This window comes from Pseudomonas sp. VEM90, assembly GCF_054611535.1.
In genome coordinates, this window is record NZ_JBTRAR010000013.1 from 145891 (window position 1) to 167671 (window position 21781).

Annotated in this window: 19 protein-coding genes and 4 pseudogenes; 7 read left to right on the top strand and 16 right to left on the bottom strand. The window is 56.0% G+C overall.

What is annotated here, in order from left to right; translation table 11 throughout:
- Window positions 1–98 precede the first annotated feature (98 nt).
- The 15 genes and pseudogenes from ACYCCG_RS14615 to ACYCCG_RS14685 all read right to left on the bottom strand — a co-directional run.
- A pseudogene (locus tag ACYCCG_RS14615) lies at window positions 99–328 on the bottom strand (sugar-binding protein); the annotation flags it as partial.
- Window positions 329–555: 227 nt separating this feature from the next.
- On the bottom strand, window positions 556–1293 hold the full coding sequence (locus tag ACYCCG_RS14620) for a hypothetical protein (RefSeq protein WP_459670911.1): 738 nt from the start codon (window positions 1291–1293) through the stop codon (window positions 556–558).
- 181 nt (window positions 1294–1474) lie between these two features.
- Entirely contained in the window at window positions 1475–2155 is a 681-nt protein-coding gene (locus tag ACYCCG_RS14625; RefSeq protein ID WP_459670913.1) for a hypothetical protein, read from the bottom strand.
- Window positions 2156–2167: 12 nt separating this feature from the next.
- Window positions 2168–2332: a hypothetical protein gene (locus ACYCCG_RS14630; protein ID WP_339443207.1), complete on the bottom strand. Its 165-nt coding sequence runs from the start codon at window positions 2330–2332 to the stop codon at window positions 2168–2170.
- A 199-nt stretch (window positions 2333–2531) separates the two neighbouring features.
- A complete protein-coding gene (locus ACYCCG_RS14635; RefSeq protein ID WP_339443206.1) occupies window positions 2532–2942 on the bottom strand; it encodes an immunity 22 family protein in 411 nt (136 codons plus the stop codon).
- Window positions 2943–2991: 49 nt separating this feature from the next.
- Window positions 2992–3162, bottom strand: a complete 171-nt coding sequence (locus ACYCCG_RS14640; protein ID WP_274094761.1) for a hypothetical protein — start codon at window positions 3160–3162, stop codon at window positions 2992–2994.
- 105 nt (window positions 3163–3267) lie between these two features.
- A pseudogene (locus ACYCCG_RS14645) lies at window positions 3268–4215 on the bottom strand (type IV secretion protein Rhs); the annotation flags it as partial.
- 62 nt (window positions 4216–4277) lie between these two features.
- The gene (locus ACYCCG_RS14650; RefSeq protein WP_459670916.1) at window positions 4278–4652 is read right to left on the bottom strand and encodes a hypothetical protein; all 375 of its coding nucleotides are present in this window, start codon (window positions 4650–4652) and stop codon (window positions 4278–4280) included.
- Window positions 4649–6682 (bottom strand): annotated as a pseudogene (locus ACYCCG_RS14655) (RHS repeat-associated core domain-containing protein); the annotation flags it as partial. The gene ACYCCG_RS14650 and the pseudogene ACYCCG_RS14655, both read right to left, overlap by 4 nt.
- Window positions 6683–6728: 46 nt before the next feature.
- Complete coding sequence (locus ACYCCG_RS14660; RefSeq protein WP_080756798.1) at window positions 6729–7334, bottom strand: hypothetical protein; 606 nt, start codon at window positions 7332–7334, stop codon at window positions 6729–6731.
- A 13-nt stretch (window positions 7335–7347) separates the two neighbouring features.
- Entirely contained in the window at window positions 7348–11538 is a 4191-nt protein-coding gene (locus tag ACYCCG_RS14665; protein WP_459670918.1) for an RHS repeat-associated core domain-containing protein, read from the bottom strand.
- Between the two features lie 6 nt (window positions 11539–11544).
- The gene (locus tag ACYCCG_RS14670) at window positions 11545–12012 is read right to left on the bottom strand and encodes a DcrB-related protein (RefSeq protein WP_003248404.1); all 468 of its coding nucleotides are present in this window, start codon (window positions 12010–12012) and stop codon (window positions 11545–11547) included.
- A 34-nt stretch (window positions 12013–12046) separates the two neighbouring features.
- Window positions 12047–12631, bottom strand: a complete 585-nt coding sequence (locus tag ACYCCG_RS14675) for a hypothetical protein (RefSeq protein WP_108191089.1) — start codon at window positions 12629–12631, stop codon at window positions 12047–12049.
- A gap of 10 nt (window positions 12632–12641) precedes the next feature.
- Window positions 12642–14498: a type VI secretion system tip protein TssI/VgrG gene (locus tag ACYCCG_RS14680; RefSeq protein WP_103444332.1), complete on the bottom strand. Its 1857-nt coding sequence runs from the start codon at window positions 14496–14498 to the stop codon at window positions 12642–12644.
- 246 nt (window positions 14499–14744) lie between these two features.
- Window positions 14745–15086 carry a hypothetical protein gene (locus ACYCCG_RS14685; RefSeq protein WP_459670921.1) on the bottom strand — a complete coding sequence of 114 codons (342 nt, stop codon included), beginning with the start codon at window positions 15084–15086 and terminating at the stop codon, window positions 14745–14747.
- A 124-nt stretch (window positions 15087–15210) separates the two neighbouring features.
- Between ACYCCG_RS14685 and ACYCCG_RS14690 the strand changes: the two genes are divergently transcribed.
- The 6 genes and pseudogenes from ACYCCG_RS14690 (at window position 15211) to ACYCCG_RS14715 (ending at window position 18934) form a co-directional block, all read left to right on the top strand.
- A complete protein-coding gene (locus tag ACYCCG_RS14690) occupies window positions 15211–16671 on the top strand; it encodes a DUF6861 domain-containing protein (RefSeq protein ID WP_459670928.1) in 1461 nt (486 codons plus the stop codon).
- A gap of 8 nt (window positions 16672–16679) precedes the next feature.
- Entirely contained in the window at window positions 16680–16991 is a 312-nt protein-coding gene (locus tag ACYCCG_RS14695; RefSeq protein WP_459670923.1) for a hypothetical protein, read from the top strand.
- A 23-nt stretch (window positions 16992–17014) separates the two neighbouring features.
- A pseudogene (locus tag ACYCCG_RS14700) lies at window positions 17015–17428 on the top strand (polymorphic toxin type 46 domain-containing protein); the annotation flags it as partial.
- Between the two features lie 39 nt (window positions 17429–17467).
- Window positions 17468–17719, top strand: a complete 252-nt coding sequence (locus ACYCCG_RS14705) for an immunity protein Tsi6 family protein (RefSeq protein ID WP_370844348.1) — start codon at window positions 17468–17470, stop codon at window positions 17717–17719.
- 89 nt (window positions 17720–17808) lie between these two features.
- Entirely contained in the window at window positions 17809–18117 is a 309-nt protein-coding gene (locus ACYCCG_RS14710) for a hypothetical protein (RefSeq protein ID WP_176684533.1), read from the top strand.
- A gap of 553 nt (window positions 18118–18670) precedes the next feature.
- Window positions 18671–18934 (top strand): hypothetical protein, encoded by a 264-nt coding sequence (locus ACYCCG_RS14715; protein ID WP_252458799.1) that lies wholly within the window; start codon window positions 18671–18673, stop codon window positions 18932–18934.
- A gap of 282 nt (window positions 18935–19216) precedes the next feature.
- Here the strand turns inward: ACYCCG_RS14715 and tri1 are convergent, their stop codons facing one another.
- Window positions 19217–20332 (bottom strand): ADP-ribosylarginine hydrolase Tri1, encoded by a 1116-nt coding sequence (gene tri1 / locus ACYCCG_RS14720; RefSeq protein ID WP_339536215.1) that lies wholly within the window; start codon window positions 20330–20332, stop codon window positions 19217–19219.
- Between the two features lie 303 nt (window positions 20333–20635).
- Here tri1 and ACYCCG_RS14725 point away from each other — a divergent pair, with 303 nt between their 5' ends.
- Window positions 20636–21187, top strand: a complete 552-nt coding sequence (locus ACYCCG_RS14725; protein ID WP_339443093.1) for a hypothetical protein — start codon at window positions 20636–20638, stop codon at window positions 21185–21187.
- The last annotated feature ends 594 nt before the right edge of the window (window positions 21188–21781 follow it).

A 21781-nucleotide genomic window follows, 5' to 3' on the forward strand; every position in this document is an offset into this window, starting at 1 on the left:
GCTTGGCTCACAGATAAACGCGAGTGACGCGGGATCACAAACGAATGTGGTTCCGCCCAGCGGAACCAGTCGGGGGGGAGAAGCGGAATGGGTGTGGAGTTGGAGTCGTAGGTAAAGCTGTACGTGGCGTTGTTTTCGTTGAATAGTGCGGTCAGGCGGCCTTGTCGTACTCGTAGCGAACCCGCTGGCCCTTGGCATCCTGGCGGCTGCTCGGCAGGCCGCGGGCCGTGCGCATCAGGCGGGTGGTCTGGCCCTTGCCGTTGGTGTGGCTGAGCACCTGACCGTAGACGTTGTAGGTGAAGCTTTCCGTGGTGCCGTCGGGGTGGCTGGGCTAGACGCCATGCTGCCCAACATAGGTGTATAGCACGGGCCGCCTTCGGCCAGTTCGATCTCGATGCTGACGTGCTGGCCCAGTATGGATTTGAGCGGTACGAAGGAGTCACTAGCGATCTGGCAAGCTCGGTGTTGGAGCAAAATAAAATATACGACCGCCTCAAAGCCAGCGGTCGTTGCTTAGGGTATGCCGTTTAGCGAGCGAAACTCTACCTAACAGTTTCAATTTCCAGCGAAAACAAAATCGTGCACTGCCTCGACCAATCGAGAGTGAGTGAGCACCTGCTCATCTTTCCGATTGCGAATCAGAGTGAATACTTCTTTTTTTGGTGAAAGGACCTCCACCACACCCCCTCTGTAGTTCGTTATCTCAATAAACCCACTAACCACACCATTGAGGCTCTCTATCTCTGACAGCAGAGTAGGGTACTTCATCAGCACGCCTGCTTCTTCTGTACCTGCTTCGGCCCCAGGATTGTCAAAATATACTTTAACTTTAGGGCAAACGTTTCTATCCCAACGAAAGACCGGAATGCTTCGCCGAATCATCTCTTTAAATTCAGCCTCAGACTCTCCTCCCGAAAACTCACATCGATGGATCGGAATACAAAGAAATAGATTATCTCGCTTGGACTCCAGTCGTCCTTTCAGGCTGCCATGATATGTATTGGGCACTACCAACGCATGAGTAAATCCATATTTATTTTGCGAAATATTGAAGATAATAACTTCGCCCTGACCCAAAGAGCGAGGCGCTTGCTCAACAACCTCCACCGAAAATGCCCTGTCACTTAAGCCTTCAGATATAACCAGCAGGTCTTTCTCATCTGAGCTTTTCAAGCAATACTCGTAAACCACCTTGGGAAGCTTATGCTGAAAAAAATAGCAACCAGCGAATTCATCTACACTAGAAAAGGACTGCAATAAGTCACCTTTAGAGAACATACCAACCTCATTCATCGTCTCGCCCTCATGCTCTATCGATCAGGTCGCGAAAACGAAATCGACTGGAAACTGCTAGCCGAGAAATAGTCTTCGAATCATCACCTAACCTGAAAGTTTCGCGCAAAGCCGCTTCCCCTGGGCTCGCTGGCTTACGGCATGCACTGCCTGTATTCAATCTTCTCGCAAAAATTTATACCTAACAATACTCGTTAGAGTCAGAGTTCTCCAAAAAAATTGACATCCATGAGTCCATCACATTCCATAAATCGATTCCTTCTGTGGGACTTTCTGGCTTTTCATGCCACCAGATAAAAGCCTCGCCTTTGAATGGGCCTTCACCCAAAGCCAAATAATCACCAGCCCCGCTAGAAAAAACTCCTAGCATATCAGGAAGCGTCGGATAATCTTCATCGCACAAATCCTTGATTGGAACAAAATCTTCCAACCTTGATGGCCCCATAGTACAACCAATATAAAACCCAAAGCCATTATGCAATCTTGAATAAAACTGCCTAAAGCTCGTAGGAAGGCTGGGATAACTATCGAGATCTGACCCTTCAACACCTAGCGGAGCCCCGCCCATATAGAAATACAAATCACCACCCTCGCCATATACATACATGAGATACGGCCTATCACTCACTGCCAAAACAGTTCCTAGCACACATTTGTCGAGCCACGCGCTTACCCAAGGCAAAAACTCAGAAAAATCAGCCCACTCCACAGGAATATGTCTTTTTTCACCATCTAGAAAACCAAACCCAAGCCACTGCTTGGGAAAGTCGACTTCAAGAGGAACATCGTCAACTGAAAAATACACATCATAACCCTTTAGCTCGCTTGTAATACGCAGCCTTAAAGAATCAGACCATTTCATCTTCATATCACCTCAATAGCCCAAAAGCAAACCATTGATATATTGCTGTAATTCCGGCTCTAATTTAGCGCCCTTATCTACCATGGCAGAACGAAACGCCGGACCAACAAAAATATCCCCCTTCTTGTACAGCTCCCACTCGGTGAAATACTTTGCTCCTTTTGAAATATTTGCCACTTCACTCAACCCCTGGAAGTTCGGCTCGTAGCTTAGCAATTAACCAATTAGTTATTAAAGATCAGATTTTAGCATCTAACGCCTGCAATAGGGCTTTAAGTTAAAAATACATGACCGCACATCCGAAATCAGATCCGAACACTAAAAAATCTGACACAGAACGCCAACCCCAAACTCCTCGGGACCTATGCCGAGCTTATCATTCACCCTCATATAATCCCACATACTTCAAGCCATTATAATTCGATTTTAGAGGCTTGGAAATATTCGTACCACCATCGGAATACCAAAAAATTGCATTAGCCTTAGTAATGCCAAGCCTCAAACACTCCGCCTTTAAATTTCCAATACAACTAAAATCAACCGCAGACTCAATCAAGATTTCATCTAGACTCACCTCCTCCGCTTTCCTTGGTATAATCCCTATGAAATCCTCGTCATACCATCTCACACCAATATCTCTGCAAAACCCACAAACCTTATATGCTGGATCATCCAAATCCACAGAATAGTCCAACTCAAAATACTGCAGATAGTCATCCTCCGAAGAGAAATTTGTACCTACCCAAACATGAACTTTTTCATACCGCTCAATATCATAAGAATCCATTTAGCATGCTCCTAGTTTCATGTGCTTGCCGTGATGTGAATCGATCACGCTAAGCGCTTGAGCTTTGCTTTGCTTTGCTTTGCGCGCCATTCAAATCTTCAATTAACTTATTATAGAACAGCCTTCCCGCTCTACTACCATGGTGCGGACCGTCCGGTACAGGATTACCATGTTTGTCTGTTACACCCACAAAAGTAATATCTTTAGTCGGCACCGTCATTTCCTTAAGCTCCTGAGCGGTAAAAACCTAGTTCTTTTGCCTTCGCCGCTATAGAGACAGGAAACATTTCATGCTTACCTCCCGGGCTCCAAAGGGCAGCTTCTACAGATTTTTTATTATGCCGGTGTTGTGCACCTGCGAAAGCTTGTCGGCCGGCAAGGTCGAGGCAAACTGCCAGGCCTTGCGCCCCATGGCGTCATAACCGAAGCAACTGGTGAGCTTGCCCTGGGTCCGGTACACCTCGCGGTGCAGGTCATCGCGCTCCATGTCACTGATGACCTGGCCGTCCAGGTTCAACTGGTGCAGGTGACCGCTGCCGTAGTACAGGTGATTGACCTTGCGCCCATCCGGGAGGGTCAGCGTGGTCAGGTTGCTGAGCGGGTCGTACTCGTAGCCAAGCGTGCCGTCAGGGCTGATTTCTTTGGTCAGACGGCCGAGCAGATCGTAGGTGTACTTAAGCTTTTCTTCTGTGATCCCAAGCTGCTTGCCGATCCCGGTCGGTTGCCGCTCGATGCTCAGCAGCCGGTCGCCGTCGTCGTAGACGAAGTCTTGCCGCGCATCGCTATTGAGCTTGGCAATCAAACGGCCAATGGCATCACGCTCAAAGAGCGTATGGCGCTCTGGCCGCTCGGCATTCTCGCCATAGCCAATCTCATCCAGTCGTGTGAGATGGCCACCGACGTTGTAGCTGAAACGCCGGGTCAGGTTATCCACCCGCACTTCTTCGCTCAGCCGGTCCGACACGTCGTAGGCAAAGCTGTACGTGGCGTTGTTCTCGTTGACCAGCGCGGTCAGGCGAATGGCCTTGTCGTACTCGTAGCGAACCCGCTGGCCCTTGGCATCCTGGCGGCTGCTCGGCAGGCCACGGGCCGTGCGCATCAGGCGGGTGGTCTGGCCCTTGCCGTCGGTGTGGCTGAGCACCTGCCCGTAGACGTTGTAGGTGAAGCTTTCCGTGGTGCCGTCCGGGTGGCTGATGCGCAGCACTTCGCCGTCGGGCTTGCGCTCCAGCGTGGTGGTCTGGTTCAGCGCGTCTGTTACCGCGACCAGGTGCTGGCCAACCCGTTCCTCCACGCTCCGATTTTTAACGAAAAAACGCGCAAAGCCTCAAGAATCAGTTAATTAGGGAATTCTCCAGCGCAATAAATATCAAATAACTTTTTCACCCACTCAAAATCACACACCTTAGATATCGACTCAGCCACCAGCCCTATATCATCCGAAACATATCCTGCAACATCCGAGCTATTAACCAACCCGTATACTTTCTTAAACACATACTCTCGTATATCACTTACACCCTCTTCATCGCTTTCAGATGAGTACTCGATTTTTTTTAACTCCTCAAATGCAGCGATCCATGCGGAGTCGAAGACATCGTCATCACGCCTATCTAATGCTTCATCCCAATCATTCACACTAGACACAACAGCCTCAAAAAAACCATCCCGCTGAATTATGCACTTCAAATCATCCAAAGAGTCTATTTTCATCTTAGCCCACCCTCTTTAAGCCAATTTTCTATTAAATCGACCGCTGCGCGCGGCGTCACATTTTCACCAAGAACATGGGCTCCGTTCGGCGAAACGACATCAACTTTGATATGATCCAAATCTTTATAAGCCTCACGATATGCCGCAAAAAGTTGATCATCTGTACCTGGGAAATCGCCTTGCCGAGGCCCGACCGGTCCTCTTTCTGCCTCATGTAGAAGCCAATGTTCATGCTCTGGGTTTTCACCTTTAGGGAATAGTGTTGGCCGCGTTTTATCAGATCTAGAAACGGCGAAAGGTCTACCTTTCGACTTTCGCACCGATGGCACATGATGTCCAGATTTGCTCACCCCCATACCTTTCTTCTCGCACCAACCCCAAGGATCAACTCCTGTGAAGGGGCTGGAAACATAGCGATAGAGATTGAATCCTCCATCCAAACCTATCGGATCTTGTGTAACAAAGCGCCCAAGCTCACAATCGTAGTAGCGAAACGTATTGTAATGCAGCCCTGTTTCTTGATCAAAGTATTGGCCTTGGAAGCGCAGATTCTGCTCAACCTTACTAACGGGCAGTTGCTCTACCGCCCCCCACGAGCGATACGTTGCCTGCCAAACAATCTCACCCTCGCTATCCGTCAGCTCAAGCGGCGTCCCAATCTGGTCCGTATGGAAGTAATAGACCTTCTGCCCTTCCCCTTCAACCTGATCAACCCGCGCCAACGGCGCATAGCTACCCGGCTCGTACAGGTACAAGATGCTCTGCCTAGGCGTTTCCTCCCGCAGCATCCTCAGCCCCTGCCAGAGGAAGCGCTTCTGCTCGACCTCGCCATTGATTTCAGCCTGCTTGGCTATTCGCCTCCCCAAGCTGTCGTAACGATACTCGCCTTGGCTTTCCAGCTTGCCATTGACCAACGTCTCCGCCCGCACCAGCCGGTTCTCGCAGTCATAGCTAAAGCTCTGCAGCTTGCTGTGCCCAGAGCGCTTCTCGATCAGGTTGCCCCACGGATCGTAGCGGTACTCCTGGTCCCGCCACTGTTTGATGCGGTTGTCCTTGACCTTGTCGAACTGCCGCGCATTGAAGTCCAGGCGGTTGGCTGCCGGGTCGTAGCGGAACTCCTCGCTGCCGATCAACGAGCCGGTATCACGACTGCGCAACTGGCCGTTGGCTTCGTATTCGTACTTGATCTCCCCGCGTAGCTTGTCAAGGGTACGCACCAGTTCACCGGCCGGGTCGTACTGGTAACGGCGGTGGATCGGGTTGTAGGCGTGCTCGACCAGCAACGAGGTATTGATGCCGGTGTTGTGCACTTGCGAGAGCTTGTCGGCCGGCAAGGTCGACGCAAACTGCCACGCCTTGCGCCCCATGGCGTCATAACCGAAGCAACTGGTGAGCTTGCCTTGGGTCCGGTACACCTCGCGGTGCAGGTCATCGCGCTCCATGTCACTGATGACCTGGCCGTCCAGGTTCAACTGGTGCAGGTGGCCACTGCCGTAATAAAGGTGATTGACCTTGCGCCCATCCGGGAGGGTCAGCGTGGTCAGGTTGCTGAGTGGGTCGTACTCGTAGCCGAGCGTGCCGGCAGGGCTGATTTCTTTGGTCAGACGGCCGAGCAGATCGTAGGTGTACTCAAGCTTTTCTTCCGTGATCCCAAGCTGCTTGCCGATCCCGCTCGGTTGCCGCTCGATGCTCAGCAACCGGTCGCCGTCGTCGTATGCGAATGTCTGGCTCGCATCACGGTTGATCTTGGCAACCAAACGCCCAATGGCATCACGCTCGAACAGCGTATGGCGCTCGGGCCGCTCGGTATTTTCGCCATAGCCAATCTCATCCAGTCGTGTGAGATGGCCACCGACGTTGTAGCTGAAACGCCGGGTCAGGTTATCCACCCGCACTTCTTCGCTCAGCCGGTCCGAAGCGTCGTAGGCAAAGCTGCACGTGGCGTTGTTTTCGTTGACCAGTGCGGTCAGGCGCTGCGCTTTGTCATGCTAGTAGCGAATCCACTGGCTCTTGGCGTGCTGGCGGCTGTTCACGCGAACTACACTGCAACCGTGAGGTCTGGACCTTGCATTTACGTCAAGGAAATCGCTGTTCTTCATAACCATTAGGGAAGACATTTATTATACTCACCAACTCGCCGGACTCATATTTAAAGCTCACTTCAAAGTCACTAAATGCAGATTCAATATGCTCTTTTTGCCGAACATGTATTTTTTCTAGGCGATTATCAGCGTAGACATAATTTGACTCACTGCATCCGTACTGACCCCAATTCATATCTTTCACCACCGCTCCCTCTTCAAGCAATGAAATCGAGATATTCCTAAGTTTTCCGGTGCTGGTAAAATGGACCCGCTCAATACCTCCGCCGCTATAGCGGTAGAATTCCTTATTGATAATTTTTTCAGACTGCCCATAAATCTCCACAAAAACCACTTTGTCATACTCATCCAAATGATACAGATGAGTATTTTTTATATGAGCTGGAATTTTCTTCAAGGCTTTTCCTTTTTTAAATCCGGCCCGCTCGATTTCATATGGGCTGACGTTATATAGCGGCCCCTTGCTTATTACTATTCTTCTCGATCTGTATAAAGCCTCAGACAAACAAGAAGACAGGACCTCCTCAGCTCGCGATTCAATTTCTAGATATTTTCTTTCAAGATCTTTTAAGTTATTCATGCTTTTATCCAGCCTAGAATATTCCGAGGGCAATTTCAGAGTTGATCTTGTTCAACTCACTCAAGAAGTCACCACTGTTATTTATATCGCCCAAGCGATCAAAGACCTTCTGCTTATAAGCATTGGTGTGAATGCTTGCATGATTGGGCAAGGTGCTGCCAGGAGGAAGCTTAACTTTACTATTCGAGGGTAGGAAAATGCCATTTTCCGCAGCATTGATATCTATCCTCAAGCGCTCCATTTTAGTTTGAAGCGCCACCATTCTCACATCACTCGAGTTAGACATGACAATATGGTGCGCCGAGTTCTTAAACGCAGGCTCGGACTTACCCGCTGCCACCATATTAGCCCTAAGTGCTTTAGCATCAGTCGAGCATGTCAATCCCCAAGGATCAATCCATATCATAGGATTCACTGCGTACTGATATAGATTCAAACTACCCGTTAGCCCGATCGGGTCTTGAGTAATAAAGCGACCTGATTCAGAATCATAAAATCGGTAGATGTTGTAGTTAAGCCCCGTTTCGCCATCGAAGTACTGACCCTGAAAGCGTAAGTTCTGCTCAATCTTACTAGCAGACAGTTGCTCTACCGCCCCCCAAGAGCGGTACGTCGCCTGCCAAACAACCTCACCCAGGCTGTCCGTCAGCTCCAGCGGCGTACCAATCTGATCAGTATGGAAGTAATAGACCTTCTGCTCTTCCCCTTCAACCTGATCAACCCGCGCCAACGGCGCATAGCTACCCGGCTCGTACAGGTACAAGATGCTCTGCCCAGGCGTTTCCTCCCGCAGCATCCTTAGCCCTTGCCAGAGAAAGCGCTTCTGCTCGACCTCGCCATTGATTTCAGCCTGCTTGGCTATTCGCCTCCCCAAGCTGTCGTAACGATACTCGCCTTGGCTTTCCAGCTTGCCATTGACCAACGTCTCCGCCCGCACCAGCCGGTTCTCACAGTCATAGCTGAAGTGCTGCAGCTTGCTGTGCCCCGAGCGTTTCTCGACCAGATTGCCCCACGGGTCGTAGCGGTACTCCTGATCCCGCCACTGTTTGATCCGGTTGTCCTTGACCTTGTCGAACTGCCGCGCATTGAAGTCCAGGCGGTTGGCTGCCGGGTCGTAGCGGAATTCCTCGCTGCCGATCAACGAGCCGGTATCACGACTGCGCAATTGGCCGTTGGCTTCGTACTCGTACTTGATCTCGCCGCGTAGCTTGTCGAGGGTACGCACCAGTTCACCGGCCGGGTCGTACTGGTAACGGCGGTGGATCGGGTTGTAGGCGTGCTCGACCAGCAACGAGGTATTGATGCCGGTGTTGTGCACCTGCGAAAGCTTGTCGGCCGGCAAGGTCGAGGCAAACTGCCAGGCCTTGCGCCCCATGGCGTCATAACCGAAGCAACTGGTGAGCTTGCCTTGAGTGCGGTACACCTCACGGTGCAGGTCATCGCGCTCCATGTCACTGATGACCTGGCCGTCCAGGTTCAACTGGTGCAGGTGCCCACTGCCGTAGTACAGGTGGTTGACCTTGCGGCCATCCGGCAGGGTCAGCGTGGTTAGGTTGCTGAGTGGGTCGTACTCGTAGGCTAGCGTCCCATCGGGGGTGATTTCTTGGGTCAGCCGGCCGAGCAGATCGTAGGTGTACTCAAGCTTTTCTTCCGTGATCCCAAGCTGCTTGCCGATCTCGGTTGGTTGCCGCTCGATGCTCAGCAAGCGGTCACCGTCGTCGTATGCGAATGTCTGGCTCGCATCACGATTGATCTTGGCGACCAAGCGGCCAATGGCATCACGCTCGAACAGCGTATGGCGCTCTGGCCGTTCGGCATTTTCGCCATAGCCAATCTCATCCAGTCGTGTGAGATGACCACCGACGTTGTAGCTGAAACGCCGGGTCAGGTTATCCACCCGCACTTCTTCGCTCAGCCGGTCCGAAGCGTCGTAGGCAAAGCTGTACGTGGCGTTGTTCTCGTTGACCAGCGCGGTCAGGCGAATGGCCTTGTCGTACTCGTAGCGAACCCGCTGGCCCTTGGCATCCTGGCGGCTGCTCGGCAGGCCACGGGCGGTGCGCATCAGGCGGGTGGTCTGGCCCTTGCCGTCGGTGTGGCTGAGCACCTGGCCGTAGACGTTGTAGGCAAAGCTTTCCGTGGTGCCGTCCGGGTGGTTGATGCGCAGCACTTCACCGTCGGGCTTGCGCGCCAGCGTGGTGGTCTGGTTCAGCGCATCGGTCACCGCCACCAGGTGCTGGCGTTCGTCATAGCGGTAGTACGTGCTCTTGCCCGAGCAGTCCTGGTAGCGCTCGACCTGGGCCAGGGTGTTCCACCACAGGTACTTGGACTTGTAGGTCGCATCGATGATCGTGTGCGGCAGGCCGTCATCGCTGTTCAGGTACTCGGTCATCTGGCCGAGGGCATCGAATTCGGCGAGCAGGTTGCCCTTGTCGTCGTAGCGCGCTCGCCAAGTGCTGCCATCCGGGTAGCTGACCTGAGTCACCAGCGTGGTCAGGTGGTGATACTCGTAAACGGTCTTGCGCCCCAGCGGGTCGGTCTCTTCGAGCAGTCGGGAGAATTCGTCGTACTTGAATTGCAGGCGGTTACTGTCCGGCAAGGTCAGGCCAACCATATTGCCGTGTTCGTCAAGCTCGATGGCGTAACGCTCGCCGCCATAGTCGCGGCTGGCGACCACGCGGTGGTCGGCGTTGTACTGCACTTCCAACTCGCGGCCAAGTACGTCGGTGGCCCAGCTGGTGCGGCTATCGAGGTCGTAGCGGAAGTGGTAGTGCTCGCCGTCGCTGGTCCAGTGTTCGACTACGCGTGGCCTGTCGCCCTGGGTTTGCCAACGGTAGTGGCAGCCCAGCCCCAGCGCGTTGCTGTGGGTCACCATCAGGCCGTCTGCGTAGCTGAAGCTGCGCACGGTGTCGCCGTTGCGGTTGATCACCGCGCTCAGCTGGCCGTGTTCGTCGTAGCGGTACTGGGTAAGCGTTTCCACCGCTTCGTTGTTCACCACGCGCTTGATGTCGGTCAGGCGACCCAGCGGGTTATCGTAGTGCAGATGCACGCGGGTGCCGCCGGTGGCGCTGATGTCGGTCAGTGTGCCGTCGGGCGTGCGGGTGAAGTGCAGGAAGTGGCCGAGGACGTTCTCGATTCGCTGCAGCGGTACTTCGGTGTTGGTGTCTGGCACTTCGCCGAAGTAGAAGAACAGGTTGTCGAGGGTCTGCAGGATGTAGTGGCCGCCCTCGGTGCACACCAGGTACACCTGCTCGTGCGGGTTGTAGATGCGCTGCCCCGGTTGCAGGGTCACGAACGGGACTTCGCGGCCCTGGTTGTCGGTGAGGTAGATGAATGTCCCCTGGCGGCGCAGGCTCTGCTCCCAGGGCAGCACCCAGCCGCGGCCGAGTACGCTGTCGACCGTCAGGTCGCTGGCGTAGAAGCGCGACCACTCGATCGGCATCAGACCCGGCAGGCTGAAGTCGATTTCATCGGGGATCAGCTTGCGGCCCGTCGTGAGGTCGACCGGGTTGCCGACCAGGCCGCCGATAGCCTTGCGGGCCACGGGCTCGACTACGTAACGGCTGGCCACCTCACCGGCGACGAAGCCGGCCGTGAACTTCAGGGCGCAAGGCATGACGGCTTTCATGCCGGCCTGGGTACCCGCCTTGATCAGCTGGGCGATACCGCCTGCGGCACCGGCGATGGCCATCAGCACATCCACGGTGGTGCGCAGCCACTCCGGGACTTCATCGTCCACGGGCAGGTAACGGTAGGTGCCGCCGCCGATGATGACGTTGTCCGAACCACCGGAAATGGTGGCGCCGCAGGTCAGCTTGTCGCCCTTGCGCGCGGCGGCGACGCTGTTGATGAAGACGTTGGTCGAGCCTTCGGCAATCTGCACCGGCCCTGGGTGCTTGTCGCAGGCACCGATGCTTTTTTCGACGCGGGCGGCCTTGCGGCTGTTGATGAACACGTTGGGTGAGGCAGTGGTTATCGTCCCTGAGGGGGACGAGAACATACTGCCTATCGCCTCTCCGGCGGCGGTCAGCAAGCTGCCCCCGATGCCGGCTGCGAGGCCGGCCAGCAAGGCCACGCCGAACCCGCAGGTGAACGTGGCGATGGCCACCGTGGCCACCAGCGCAATCCCCAGGGCGGCCCCGATCAGGAAGCCCCCCAGCGCGCTGGTGTGCGCTATCTCGTCGCCGAACCTGGCCGCTTCGAACATGAGGGGTTACTCCTGTTCGCCGGACTCGGCGCTGGTCTCGGACGGGGCACGCGGGGTGAAGCTGGCCAACAGGTTGTCCCAGTCCTGGTTCTGCTGGGCACTGAAGTCGGCCTGTGCAGTGGTGGAGAAGATCAGGGCACGCCCGGGGCTGATGATGAAGGCGGCCTGGCGCTGGTACAGCGGGCGGCCCTGGTTCATGTAATAGGCGTCGATCTGGATGCCGGCAATGGGTGCGGTAACCGAGAGCGTGACGGCCTTGTTGCCCATGCGGGTGTAGCCGCGCAGCTTGGAGGTGAGCAGCTTGACCTGGCGATCGACATAGGCCTGCAGCGCTTCGTCCGGCAGCAAGGTGTCACGCGAGATGGTGATGCTCAAGGGTGCTGGAACACTGGCACCCAAGACGAACATGTTGACCGTGCGGTCCTCGAAACCTGCCGGCAGCGCAATGCCGCCTTCCTGTAATTCGTAATCCATGCGATGAAAATTCCTGATAGCGAAAAAATCGGGGTCAGCCCTGCGCGAAGCCATCGAGCATGCGGTCGAACTCGGCCAGCCACTGGCTCAGGCCGGGCTTGCTGGGGTCGATCACGCTGGAGATATCCAGCCATTGCAGCGAATCGCTGCCGGCGATGGGCACCAGTGCGCCGACCAGGCGACCGTGCCGAGGCTCGTGGCCGGCATTGAAGTGAAAGTCCACGACCTTGGCCGGGTTCCCAGCCAGGAGGCAGTCACGTTGGCGAATCACGCGCAGTTGCGGGTTCAATTCGCGCAAAGCCTCGACTGCGCTCTGGAACAGTTGCTCCAGCGGCTGCCTGGCGCGTACATCACGGCGGCGGATGCTGAGGCTGACCGGCTCGCCTTCATGCTCGAGGGTGGTCTGGATGTCGCGAAAACGAAAGCCGAGCGGAAACTGCAAGGAGAACCCTGCGAAGGTGAAAGCGCTGGCGACATCCTGCAACACGGCTGGCACCGGTTCCGGCTCGGGCACAGGCTCCGGCACATGAGCAGCTTCCGCCAGACTGGCCAGCCGCACAGCCTCCTCTTGCGCTTCGCGCCTGGCGGAGATGCGGTCGTAGATCGAGGGCTTGTACATAAACCTTGCCTCAGTCGTTGATCCGCACTGCGGCGCCGGTGATCTGGGTGGTGTCGGTACTGGTGGTCACGATGACCTTGCCTTTGATCTCGATGCCTTCCGGGGTCAGCGTGATGCTGCTGTCGCCCACCTGCAGGATGATGTGCTGCTTGGCGGCCACCTGGATGAACTGGTTGTCGACCTGCAGGGTGTAGGAACCTTCGGTCACTTGCACCACGGTGTCTTTCTTGACCGTTTCGGTGTGCGTACCGCCAACAGTAATCGAGCGGTTGTTCCCCACATCGTGGGTCTCATCCAGCTCGATCTCGGTATCCATGTTGCGCTCGGCATGCATGATGATCTGCTCGGCGCCGGCCTTGTCCTCGAAGCGGAAGAAGTTGGCGGTACCGCCGTCGCCCTTCATCGACCGCGTCAGGAACCCACTCTGGGTCTTGTTCGCCGGCAGCGACCATGGCGGGGTGTTGGTGCTGTTGTACAGGCTGCCCATGATCAGCGGCCGGTCCGGGTTGCCATCAAGGAACACCACCACCACTTCGTCGCCTACACGTGGGATCTGGATGCTGCCGAAGCCACCGCTGGCACCGGATTGGGCGACACGTACCCAGCAAGAGCTGTGATCGTTGTATTTGCCATTGCGGTCCCAGTGGAACTGGATCTTCACCCGGCCCAGTTCGTCGGTGAAGATCTCCTCACCCGGTGGACCGACGATGATCGCGGTCTGCGGGCCGGCAATGGTCGGTTTGGGCGTACTCAGCTGCGGGCGGAACGGGATCTTCTTGCGCACGCAACTGAAGGTGTTGAAGTAGCTGGCCTGCTGGCCGGTAAGGTAGTTGTTGTGGCCTTCGCTTTCCACGCTCATCAGCAGGAACTGACGGTCTTCTACCGGCCCCTGGTCGTGGATGTAGTGCTGCAGCAGTTCGAAGGTGTAGCCCGGCTTCATGGCCCGGCAGTTGCTGGCGCCTTCAAACTTTTTGCCGCGCAGCTCCAGCGCCTCAATGCGCAGGCGCAGCAGGGTTTCGCCTTCGTCATAGGTACCGTGGGTGTACTGGCCGGGGAAGTCGTAGATCTCGAAGTTCTCGACATCGCCCTGCTTGTTCACGCTGTTCAGCGCCACCGGCAGGCGGTTGTTCGGTTGGCGGTAGTCAAAGGTTTGCGTGGCCATCTTGCCGGATTGCAGTTGACGGTTGCCGCTCCACTGGGTGATGGAGTCGGCGGTCTCGGTGACCGAGGCGCTGTGGAAGCGGATTTGCGGTTGCTCGGGGATGGCCACCAGCGTGCTGGAGTCATCGCAGATGATCATGGTGTGGCCTTCGGCGGTGTGCTCGAAGTAGTAGAACATCCCCTCTTCCTCCAGCAGGCGCTGGACGAAGTTGAAGTCGGTTTCGCGGTACTGGGTGATGTAGGTGTAGCGCTTCTGTGGCCGGGTCAGGCGAAACTCGTGGCGGGAAAACGCCGGGCACAGGGCAAACACTTCGGTGACCACTTCCTCGACCGTGTTGCCCTGGAAGATCCGCGTGTCGAAGCGGTTCTTCAGCATCGAGAACCAAGGGTTGAGGGTAGCGGTATAGCGCGCCATGCCGCCGTCGCTGCCGATGCTGGCAAAGCGTGTGAGGTAGCCGGTTATGTACCGCGGGCCGCCTTCGGCCAGTTCGATCTCGATGCTGACGTGCTGGCCCATCATGGATTTGAGCGGCACGCCGGAGTCTTCGCAGACCAGCAGCAGTTCGTAGTTGAACGCCCGCGACAGGGCTTCTGTGCCCTTGAAGGTTTCCAGCAGCAGCTCCTGCTCGGGGTTGGCCAGGTTGTGAAACTTGAACAGGCGGCGGTTCTGTGGCGACAGCAGCGCGGAGGCCAAGTCCATGATCATGCGAAATCTCCTTGAAAACACGGCCAGCACGCGCTTGCGATGCTCAGCTGCAACCCTGATCTTGCGGGCGTATTCTGCATGCGCGCATAACGCGCGTGCTTGCGGAATCATGCGACTGCCTGCAGAAAGGAAAGTGCCATCATGCATTGAAATAAATGCGACAGGGTTCACATTTCCGAATGCCAGGCAGGCAGAAAGGCCCAAAGGAAACACCGGCAAAAGCTGCCCTGTCAACTCACTACAGGCCTAGGAAAACCGGGCAATACAGCCCTGCAAGGCAATGTCATATCGCCATCCCTCATCTTCCTCACTGGCGCCCGGAAGCGCCCCCGACAATCGCAGAACGGCCCGTCGCAGAAGGTTCTTGAGGTGTCGATCAGCGCCCATGCCTGACAGCTCCCACTCGAACTGTCTCGCTACCTGATGCATCAGGTCCACTGGCGGAGAAAAATGTTTCATAACGTGGATTGGTTCAAATTTTTCGCCACTGGCCAATTCCGGCAAATGGCCATTGCGAACGCGGCCGTAATAGCACTTGCGGGATGCGGTCAGCCACAAAGCCGTGCAGCGATGCTCAATTGCCATCATTGCCGCGCACGCCTGTCATGAGAACAATGGGCTCTCCGCCGGACTTCACACCCATCCTGAGGTCTGACGCGACATGCTGCGCTCGCCGCCGAGCGCCGCCACTTCCATGGACAGTGAAGCGAAAATGGATCTTTTAGCCAACATCCCCAGTTGGGGAGACATCGAACGCAATCTCGAGCAGAAATTCAGCGAGCTCAACCAGAGCGTCGACAGCGGCCTGAACAGCGCCCATGAGGCCTGGGACGGTTTCAGCCGCCGAGTGAGCAATGGCGCCAACCAGGCCTATGGCTACCTCGGTGGCCAGCGTATCGACAACGTGCGCCAGGCCATGGCCCTGTCCTACCCGATCATTCAGGACAACCTCAAGCGCAAGTGGTCCTCGATAGGTATCGAGCAAATCCTGCCGGTACTGCTGCAACTGGTCAAAGAGGTGTCGATGATCCTCGGTGGCAGTGTGGCGGTTGGCTCGCTCGCCGGTGGCGTGGCCGGGGCGTTCGCCTTTGGCGTCGGCGCGGCGCCGGGCGCGGTGGCCGGCGCCGGCATTGGCCTGCAGGTCGGCAACCTGATCCTCATGGGCCTGGGGCTGTCCGCCATCGCCGAGTATTTTTATCAGGGCCTGCCGGCCTGCCTGTCGACCCTTCAGCAAGGCATGGCCACGGCCTGGTTCGCCGAGGATGGCCTCAAGCCCGTTGGCCTGGACCCGAGCGGCGGTTCCGCGGCGCAGGCCCAGGAGCGTGTCGAGCGTGCGGCGCGCCAACTGGCCCGCGGCCAGGAGCAACTGGTGTTGCTGCTGCTGACGGCCATTGTAACCTACCTGACCCGCGGGCAGATAAAGGCGGGCATTCAGAGGAATATGGAAACGCCCGCCATACGCAGTGCCCGGCTGCAGGCGGAAATGTCCAACAAGCAGCTGGCGGCCTGGTTGGCGAAGAATGAGCAGAAGCTGTTGGCGCAGCCGGAGTTGCAAGTTAAAGAACCATCTCCCATCAGCCAGGTCGAGCCAAAGAGCTTGCGAGAATTTTATGCGAAACAGGACCCTGACTTTGTAGCGCACGATCAACAACTAAAATATGCAGAGACTTTTGCACCCCGAGGCCTTAGCAACAAACAGATTAATGAGTATCTCGACACCCCTGATGGTGAGCTATATCTGCAAAAGCTACGTGCCGCAGACCCCAAAGCATCAGACATGGACATTTTCAGCCGAGCCATCTCCCAGATAGGCTCGGGCAGTAACACTCCAAAACTGTCCATCATAGATTCGCCCCTCGTGAAAATCGTGCCAGTGGGACAAGAGCCAAGCCGTTACTCTCCATTTTTCACCACTATGGAGGAGCTGCAGTCTGCTGCGCAGGGAAGCCGAACCCTGGCTGATAGCCTAGGGTTACCGCTGGGCAGTGAGGCTACAAAATATTCAATTTTTGAAATGACGCCACTTAAACCAACAGAGGTTTTTGTCAGCAAGATCGCGCCTACCACCGAATTTGGAGGTAACATTGACAGGGTGGGTGGCGCACTTCAATATCTTACCCCTAACCGTAATGAGTGGTCGGCCACCAAGCTCATAGGCACTATTGATAACTAGGATAGACAATGAACACGCACACACTGAGGGCTACCGCTACAGCGCTTCGTGAAAAACTTGAGGCTCTCGAAGATCAAAATTCCGATGCGAAGCTGATGCTCAACACCCTACGCGGCCTCTTATTAAAAGCTGAAAATGGAAAAATTCATGCCCCCATGGAGGCTAGAGACATACCTGGTTACCGCTACTTACCGGAAACCAACTTACAGGACGATCGTAATCTCAGTCAGTTATTTGCAGAATTTTACATGGCATTGATTGATGGAGAGGAGTGGAGTTCCTTTAAGAAATTCCAAGCCAAAAATAAAAAACACGATTAGAGAAAGATGGAGCAAATACTGCTGTAAACTTCTTCAAGTCACAGGGCTATAAGCCTGCCGACTACGAAGGCTACATGAACGGCTTGGGCTTCACTCAACCAGTCTTCACGGAAACAATCAACCGGGGCAAGACACTTTGGCAATTCCAGATGCCCGGCGGCCGGCAAGGCATGCGGTACTCTCCTACCCCTGACGTGGTGCCAGGGCAACTGGGGATCAACCCGCTTGGCCAGATCTATAAAACGGAAACCATCGTGCCCAAGATCGTGAACGTCTATCAGAGCACTGAGAAGGTCACGCTGCTGAGGAGCACCTCGGCACCGGTACTGGATACCTGGTCCGTTCCTTCCCAACCCTATAACGCCATTGGCGGTGCTCGGCAGATGACCTCTGGCCAACGCGAGCTCTTCAAACTGATAACACCAGGTGCATTATGAAACCCACCCCCCCTCGGCTATGTACAGAAGGCTATCGACATAACCGCGCAGCGGAACAAGGCCTGCCCCGCTTACCCCATTTATGGCATGCTACTAAACCAACTTGACTATGTGAAAGCCGTGTTCGAAGGGCGTGAGCAAGATAAATCGAAACTCCACCAACTCAGTATCGGTGCCATTGCCTCGAAAGAATTCGAAGAAAATGACCCCGAGTTGGCCAGAGCACTGAAAGACGCCTATTACGTAGCCATCCAATCGGCTCGTGGCCTCAAAATTCAACTGCCCGATTGATTGCCGACGTTCGATCAGGCCAGCCACTGAACATCGGGCGCAGTCACTGACGAAAGCTATAAACCCTACACCCAGCAGACTGAGCCACGATGGACATTTACGCACTCCGGCAAAAATCGATAGCGCTGCGTGTCATCATTGACCGGCTGAAGTCACACGACCCGGCCGCCATGAAGTTGAGTGTAGAGCTGACGCTCTTGTTGAACGCGGCAAAGCAGCAGCGGATCCGCACCCCGATGGAATGGCGTGACATCCCCGGAAGCTATCTGTTCACCGAAGAAGGGCTGCAGCAGTATGCCGATCTCGAGCACGCCTTCGCCGAGTTTCGTATCGAGCTGTCCGGGGGCGAGCCCCCTACCCTGCACAAGCTCAAGGCGCGCCAGGCGTGCAGAGACTGAACCACTACTTGCCAACGAACGCTCTCGCGAGCTATCGCACAAGGCTGTTGAGCCGCCAGAACCCAGATACAAACCTAGATTCACCGAAGAGGATATTCTTGCGATCGCCAAAGGCGAAAGGCCCGACCCCCACCACCTATCTAGATCCAGATTATGTCGCGCAACACTTGGCCCAATTCCAAAATGGCGCCTCACGCTTCATGACCCAGACCAACCTTGAGAACTACGGCATCGCACAGAGAGATGGTACGTCGTTCATAATGCCAGGCCACGAAGCAACCGAACTACTTGCCAAGACAGCAGGTGACAAGCTCGCGTTGGAGCAAGCCCTTGGCTAGCCTGAGAATTTCCTTGATACCAATGCACTGGTCCCGGTAGACATCCCTGATCCGAAGCAGTTGAATCTGCGGATTCCATCGGGAAATGAAGCCGGTGCTAACGAATTCTGGATCCCTGGTGGCAAGCTACCTGACGGCAACAGTGAAGTCGTCATAGACGCGGCGAGTATTGCCGCCAAGAGGTTCAATACCGCTCCCTTTTTTGAAGGCCCCCTATGAAATTCAAAGATCTTTTCATCAGTCGTCAGCACATGTACTCAATCGGCATCGAAGAAGACGCTAGTCAGTATTACGTTTCGTTCCCCGTCAGCAACGGCATGGTTGACTACGAAGAGTATTACGCCATTGCTCCAGCTACATTTAATGCCTTCATGGATGATCCTGATGCGGCGCTGGCTTTCGTGATAAAATGCCGCAAAAGACAACTTGATGAATTATTAATCATCAAGCCGGGAAAAAATCGGGGCACGGCCATCTAGTGCCACATAGATAAATGCTGACGAAATCCGACACTGCATGACCGTTTGACCCTACCAACAAATGAGTGGCGCCCTCTTACGCTGCGGTGAAGTGGTGCAGTTCCTTACCCCAATCAGGACTGACCATGAACACCGAAACAGTCAAGCAGAAGATTCGCTGCCACCCCCCGCACAGATCCGTACGTGCGGAACTACCGCATACGGCTCCTGCCTCAGGTACGTGACGCGAAGCGCTCCTCTGGTTTCGATTCGTGGCGTACTTCACAGTTTCTACCCGAACCGTCAAGGCTGGCAATAAAGCAATGCGTCCAGTTCATCATGCTGCGGCGAGAGATCGAAGAGCTTGGCTGCCAGTTCCTGGATATGTTGCGACCACGCAATCTTCTCCACCCACTCCGGCGGCATGCCGGACACGCCGTACAGCGCACCCGCCAACTGGCCGGCGGTGGCCGCGACACTGTCGGCATCATCGGCAAGGTTGGCGGCCAGGAGGATCGCGTCCTTGAAGTTGTCGGTGTTCCATACGGCCCACAGTGCCGCTTCCAAGGTATCGATGACGTAGCCGGAGGAGCGGATCTGTTCGCGGCTCTTTTGCCTGTACTCGCCCGCATTGATGATCATCGGGCGAGGCCGCAACGAACGCACCGCTGGGGCCAGGGCCTCTTCCTTGTCTGCACCGTTGAGCGCCAGATGCAGCTGTGCCGCAAACAGCTGACAGCAGTTCACTGCCTCGTCGGCGTTGTGGGTCACGCTGCTTTGCGTGACGCTTTCCCACCAGCTTGCCGACAGCGAGTGCCGGCGGAAGATTGCCGTAGGCGCAAGGCGGATGATGGAGCCATTGCCAGCCGTCGAGGGGTCATAGTTGCCTTGCCAGGTAATACCCTCGCGCAGCCAGCCTTCAAGGGCATTGCGCGTGGCATTGCCGATATCGAAACAACGACCGTTGGCACTGTTTTCCCCGCGCCGGTACCAGCGGACCAAGGCATCTGCGTAGGTGGCGTAATCGAACTTGCCCTTGCTCACATACGTGTCTGCCAGGCACAGCGCCATGCTGGTGTCATCAGTCCACTCACCCGCAACAAGGTTGAACGGGCCACCCCCGACCATGTCGCTCACCTGCCCCCTGTCGCGGGCCTGGAACTCGAGCGTGGTGCCGACCGCATCGCCGATGGCCAGGCCAAGCAGCGCGCCCCTGGCGCGGTCCAGTGCCTGCTCCGCGGTCAATGTGCAGGCTCTGGAATGCAGCCAGCTTGGCTTGACCGCCGGCGCCGCCGGCGTATCAGGCTGCAAGGTGGAGTCCATCCGCTGCTGCAACGGCCGGGAGGGCTCCGGCGACAGATGCGCATAACGTCGCACGTAGTCGGCCAGCAATGCGTTTGAGCTTCTTAGATCGATCATGGGATTTCTTTGAGAATGAATTGGGTAACGGAGCCATTGGCGTATCAACGATACCATTGCCTGCGGTCGAGGCCTTGATGATGCCCATCCAGTCAGGCCCCCTGGGCCTCTCAGCCTTCCAAGGCTGCGCGGGTGACATTGCCGATGTCGAAGCAACGGCCGTTGACGCGGTTTTCACCCTGCCGGTACCAGCGCACCATGGCATCGGCAAAGGTCCAGTGCCTGGTCCTGTGATAACGTGCTGAACCTGTTGCTCAGCCATGCCGGTTTGATCCGCGGCAGCCAGGGAATGCTCAGGCACACATGAAAGACCATCCCGAACTCTACGTAAGGTCCCCTATTCTTTTCCGGCTTACGGCCATCGGTCTGATGCTGTCCATGCTCGCCATGGGAGCACTGGCGGTGTACGCCTTATGGACAGATATCGTGCCCCTCTACGGCCGGATCTACCGTAATGCCCCGGTCGTGGAAACACCACTCAAAGCTTTCTTCATGATTGCATTCATTCCCCTGGGGCCTTGCCTGATCGTTGCCAGCCTGATCGCCGCATGGACCGGTCGGAAGTTTGACCCACCGAAAACCTCTTGGCTGCAAGGGCTCCAGCTACGCTCGCTGCAACTGACAGTTGTGCTGATGGTTATCGTTGCTCCGACAATGATTGCGCTGACCACAGCCACGCTTTCGGCAAAGGACTACTGGTCGTGCCCGAAGCTCAGGATCTCGGGCTCCGGTTGGCAGATGTTCTGGGTCAACGATGAACGGGTGTGCTTTAAGCCGGATCATTACATCAACGACAATTGGCCATGCATGGCAATCGATGGCAGAGACGTTTGCGTACAGGTCGATGGTCGCTGAGTTGGATGAAACCGGCTGCGCCGGTGTTCGCGGGCAAGCTGCCCGCTAATGCGGTGGCGGCTGTGACGGTGAATGACCAGGGATAGTGGCCGGCAGGTCCGGCCTATTCGCGGGTAAACCCGCTCCTACAACGTGGCGACACCACCGGTCGATGTAGGAGCGGGCTTGCCCGCGAATGCGGTGGCGGCTGTGACGGTGAATGACCAGGGATAGTGGCCGGCAGGTCCGGCCTATTCGCGGGTAAACCCGCTCCTACAACGTGGCGACACCACCGGTCGATGTAGGAGCGGGCTTGCCCGCGAATGCGGTGGCGGCTGCGACGGTGAATGATCAAGGATATTGGCCGGCAGGTCCGGCCTATTCGCGGGTAAACCCGCTCCTACAACGTGGCGACACCACCGGTCGATGTAGGAGCGGGCTTGCCCGCGAATGCGGTGGCGGCTGTGACGGTGAATGATCAAGGATATTGGCCGGCAGGTCCGGCCTATTCGCGGGTAAACCCGCTCCTACAACGTGGCGACACCACCGGTCGATGTAGGAGCGGGCTTGCCCGCGAATGCGGTGGCGGCTGCGACGGTGAATGATCAAGGATAT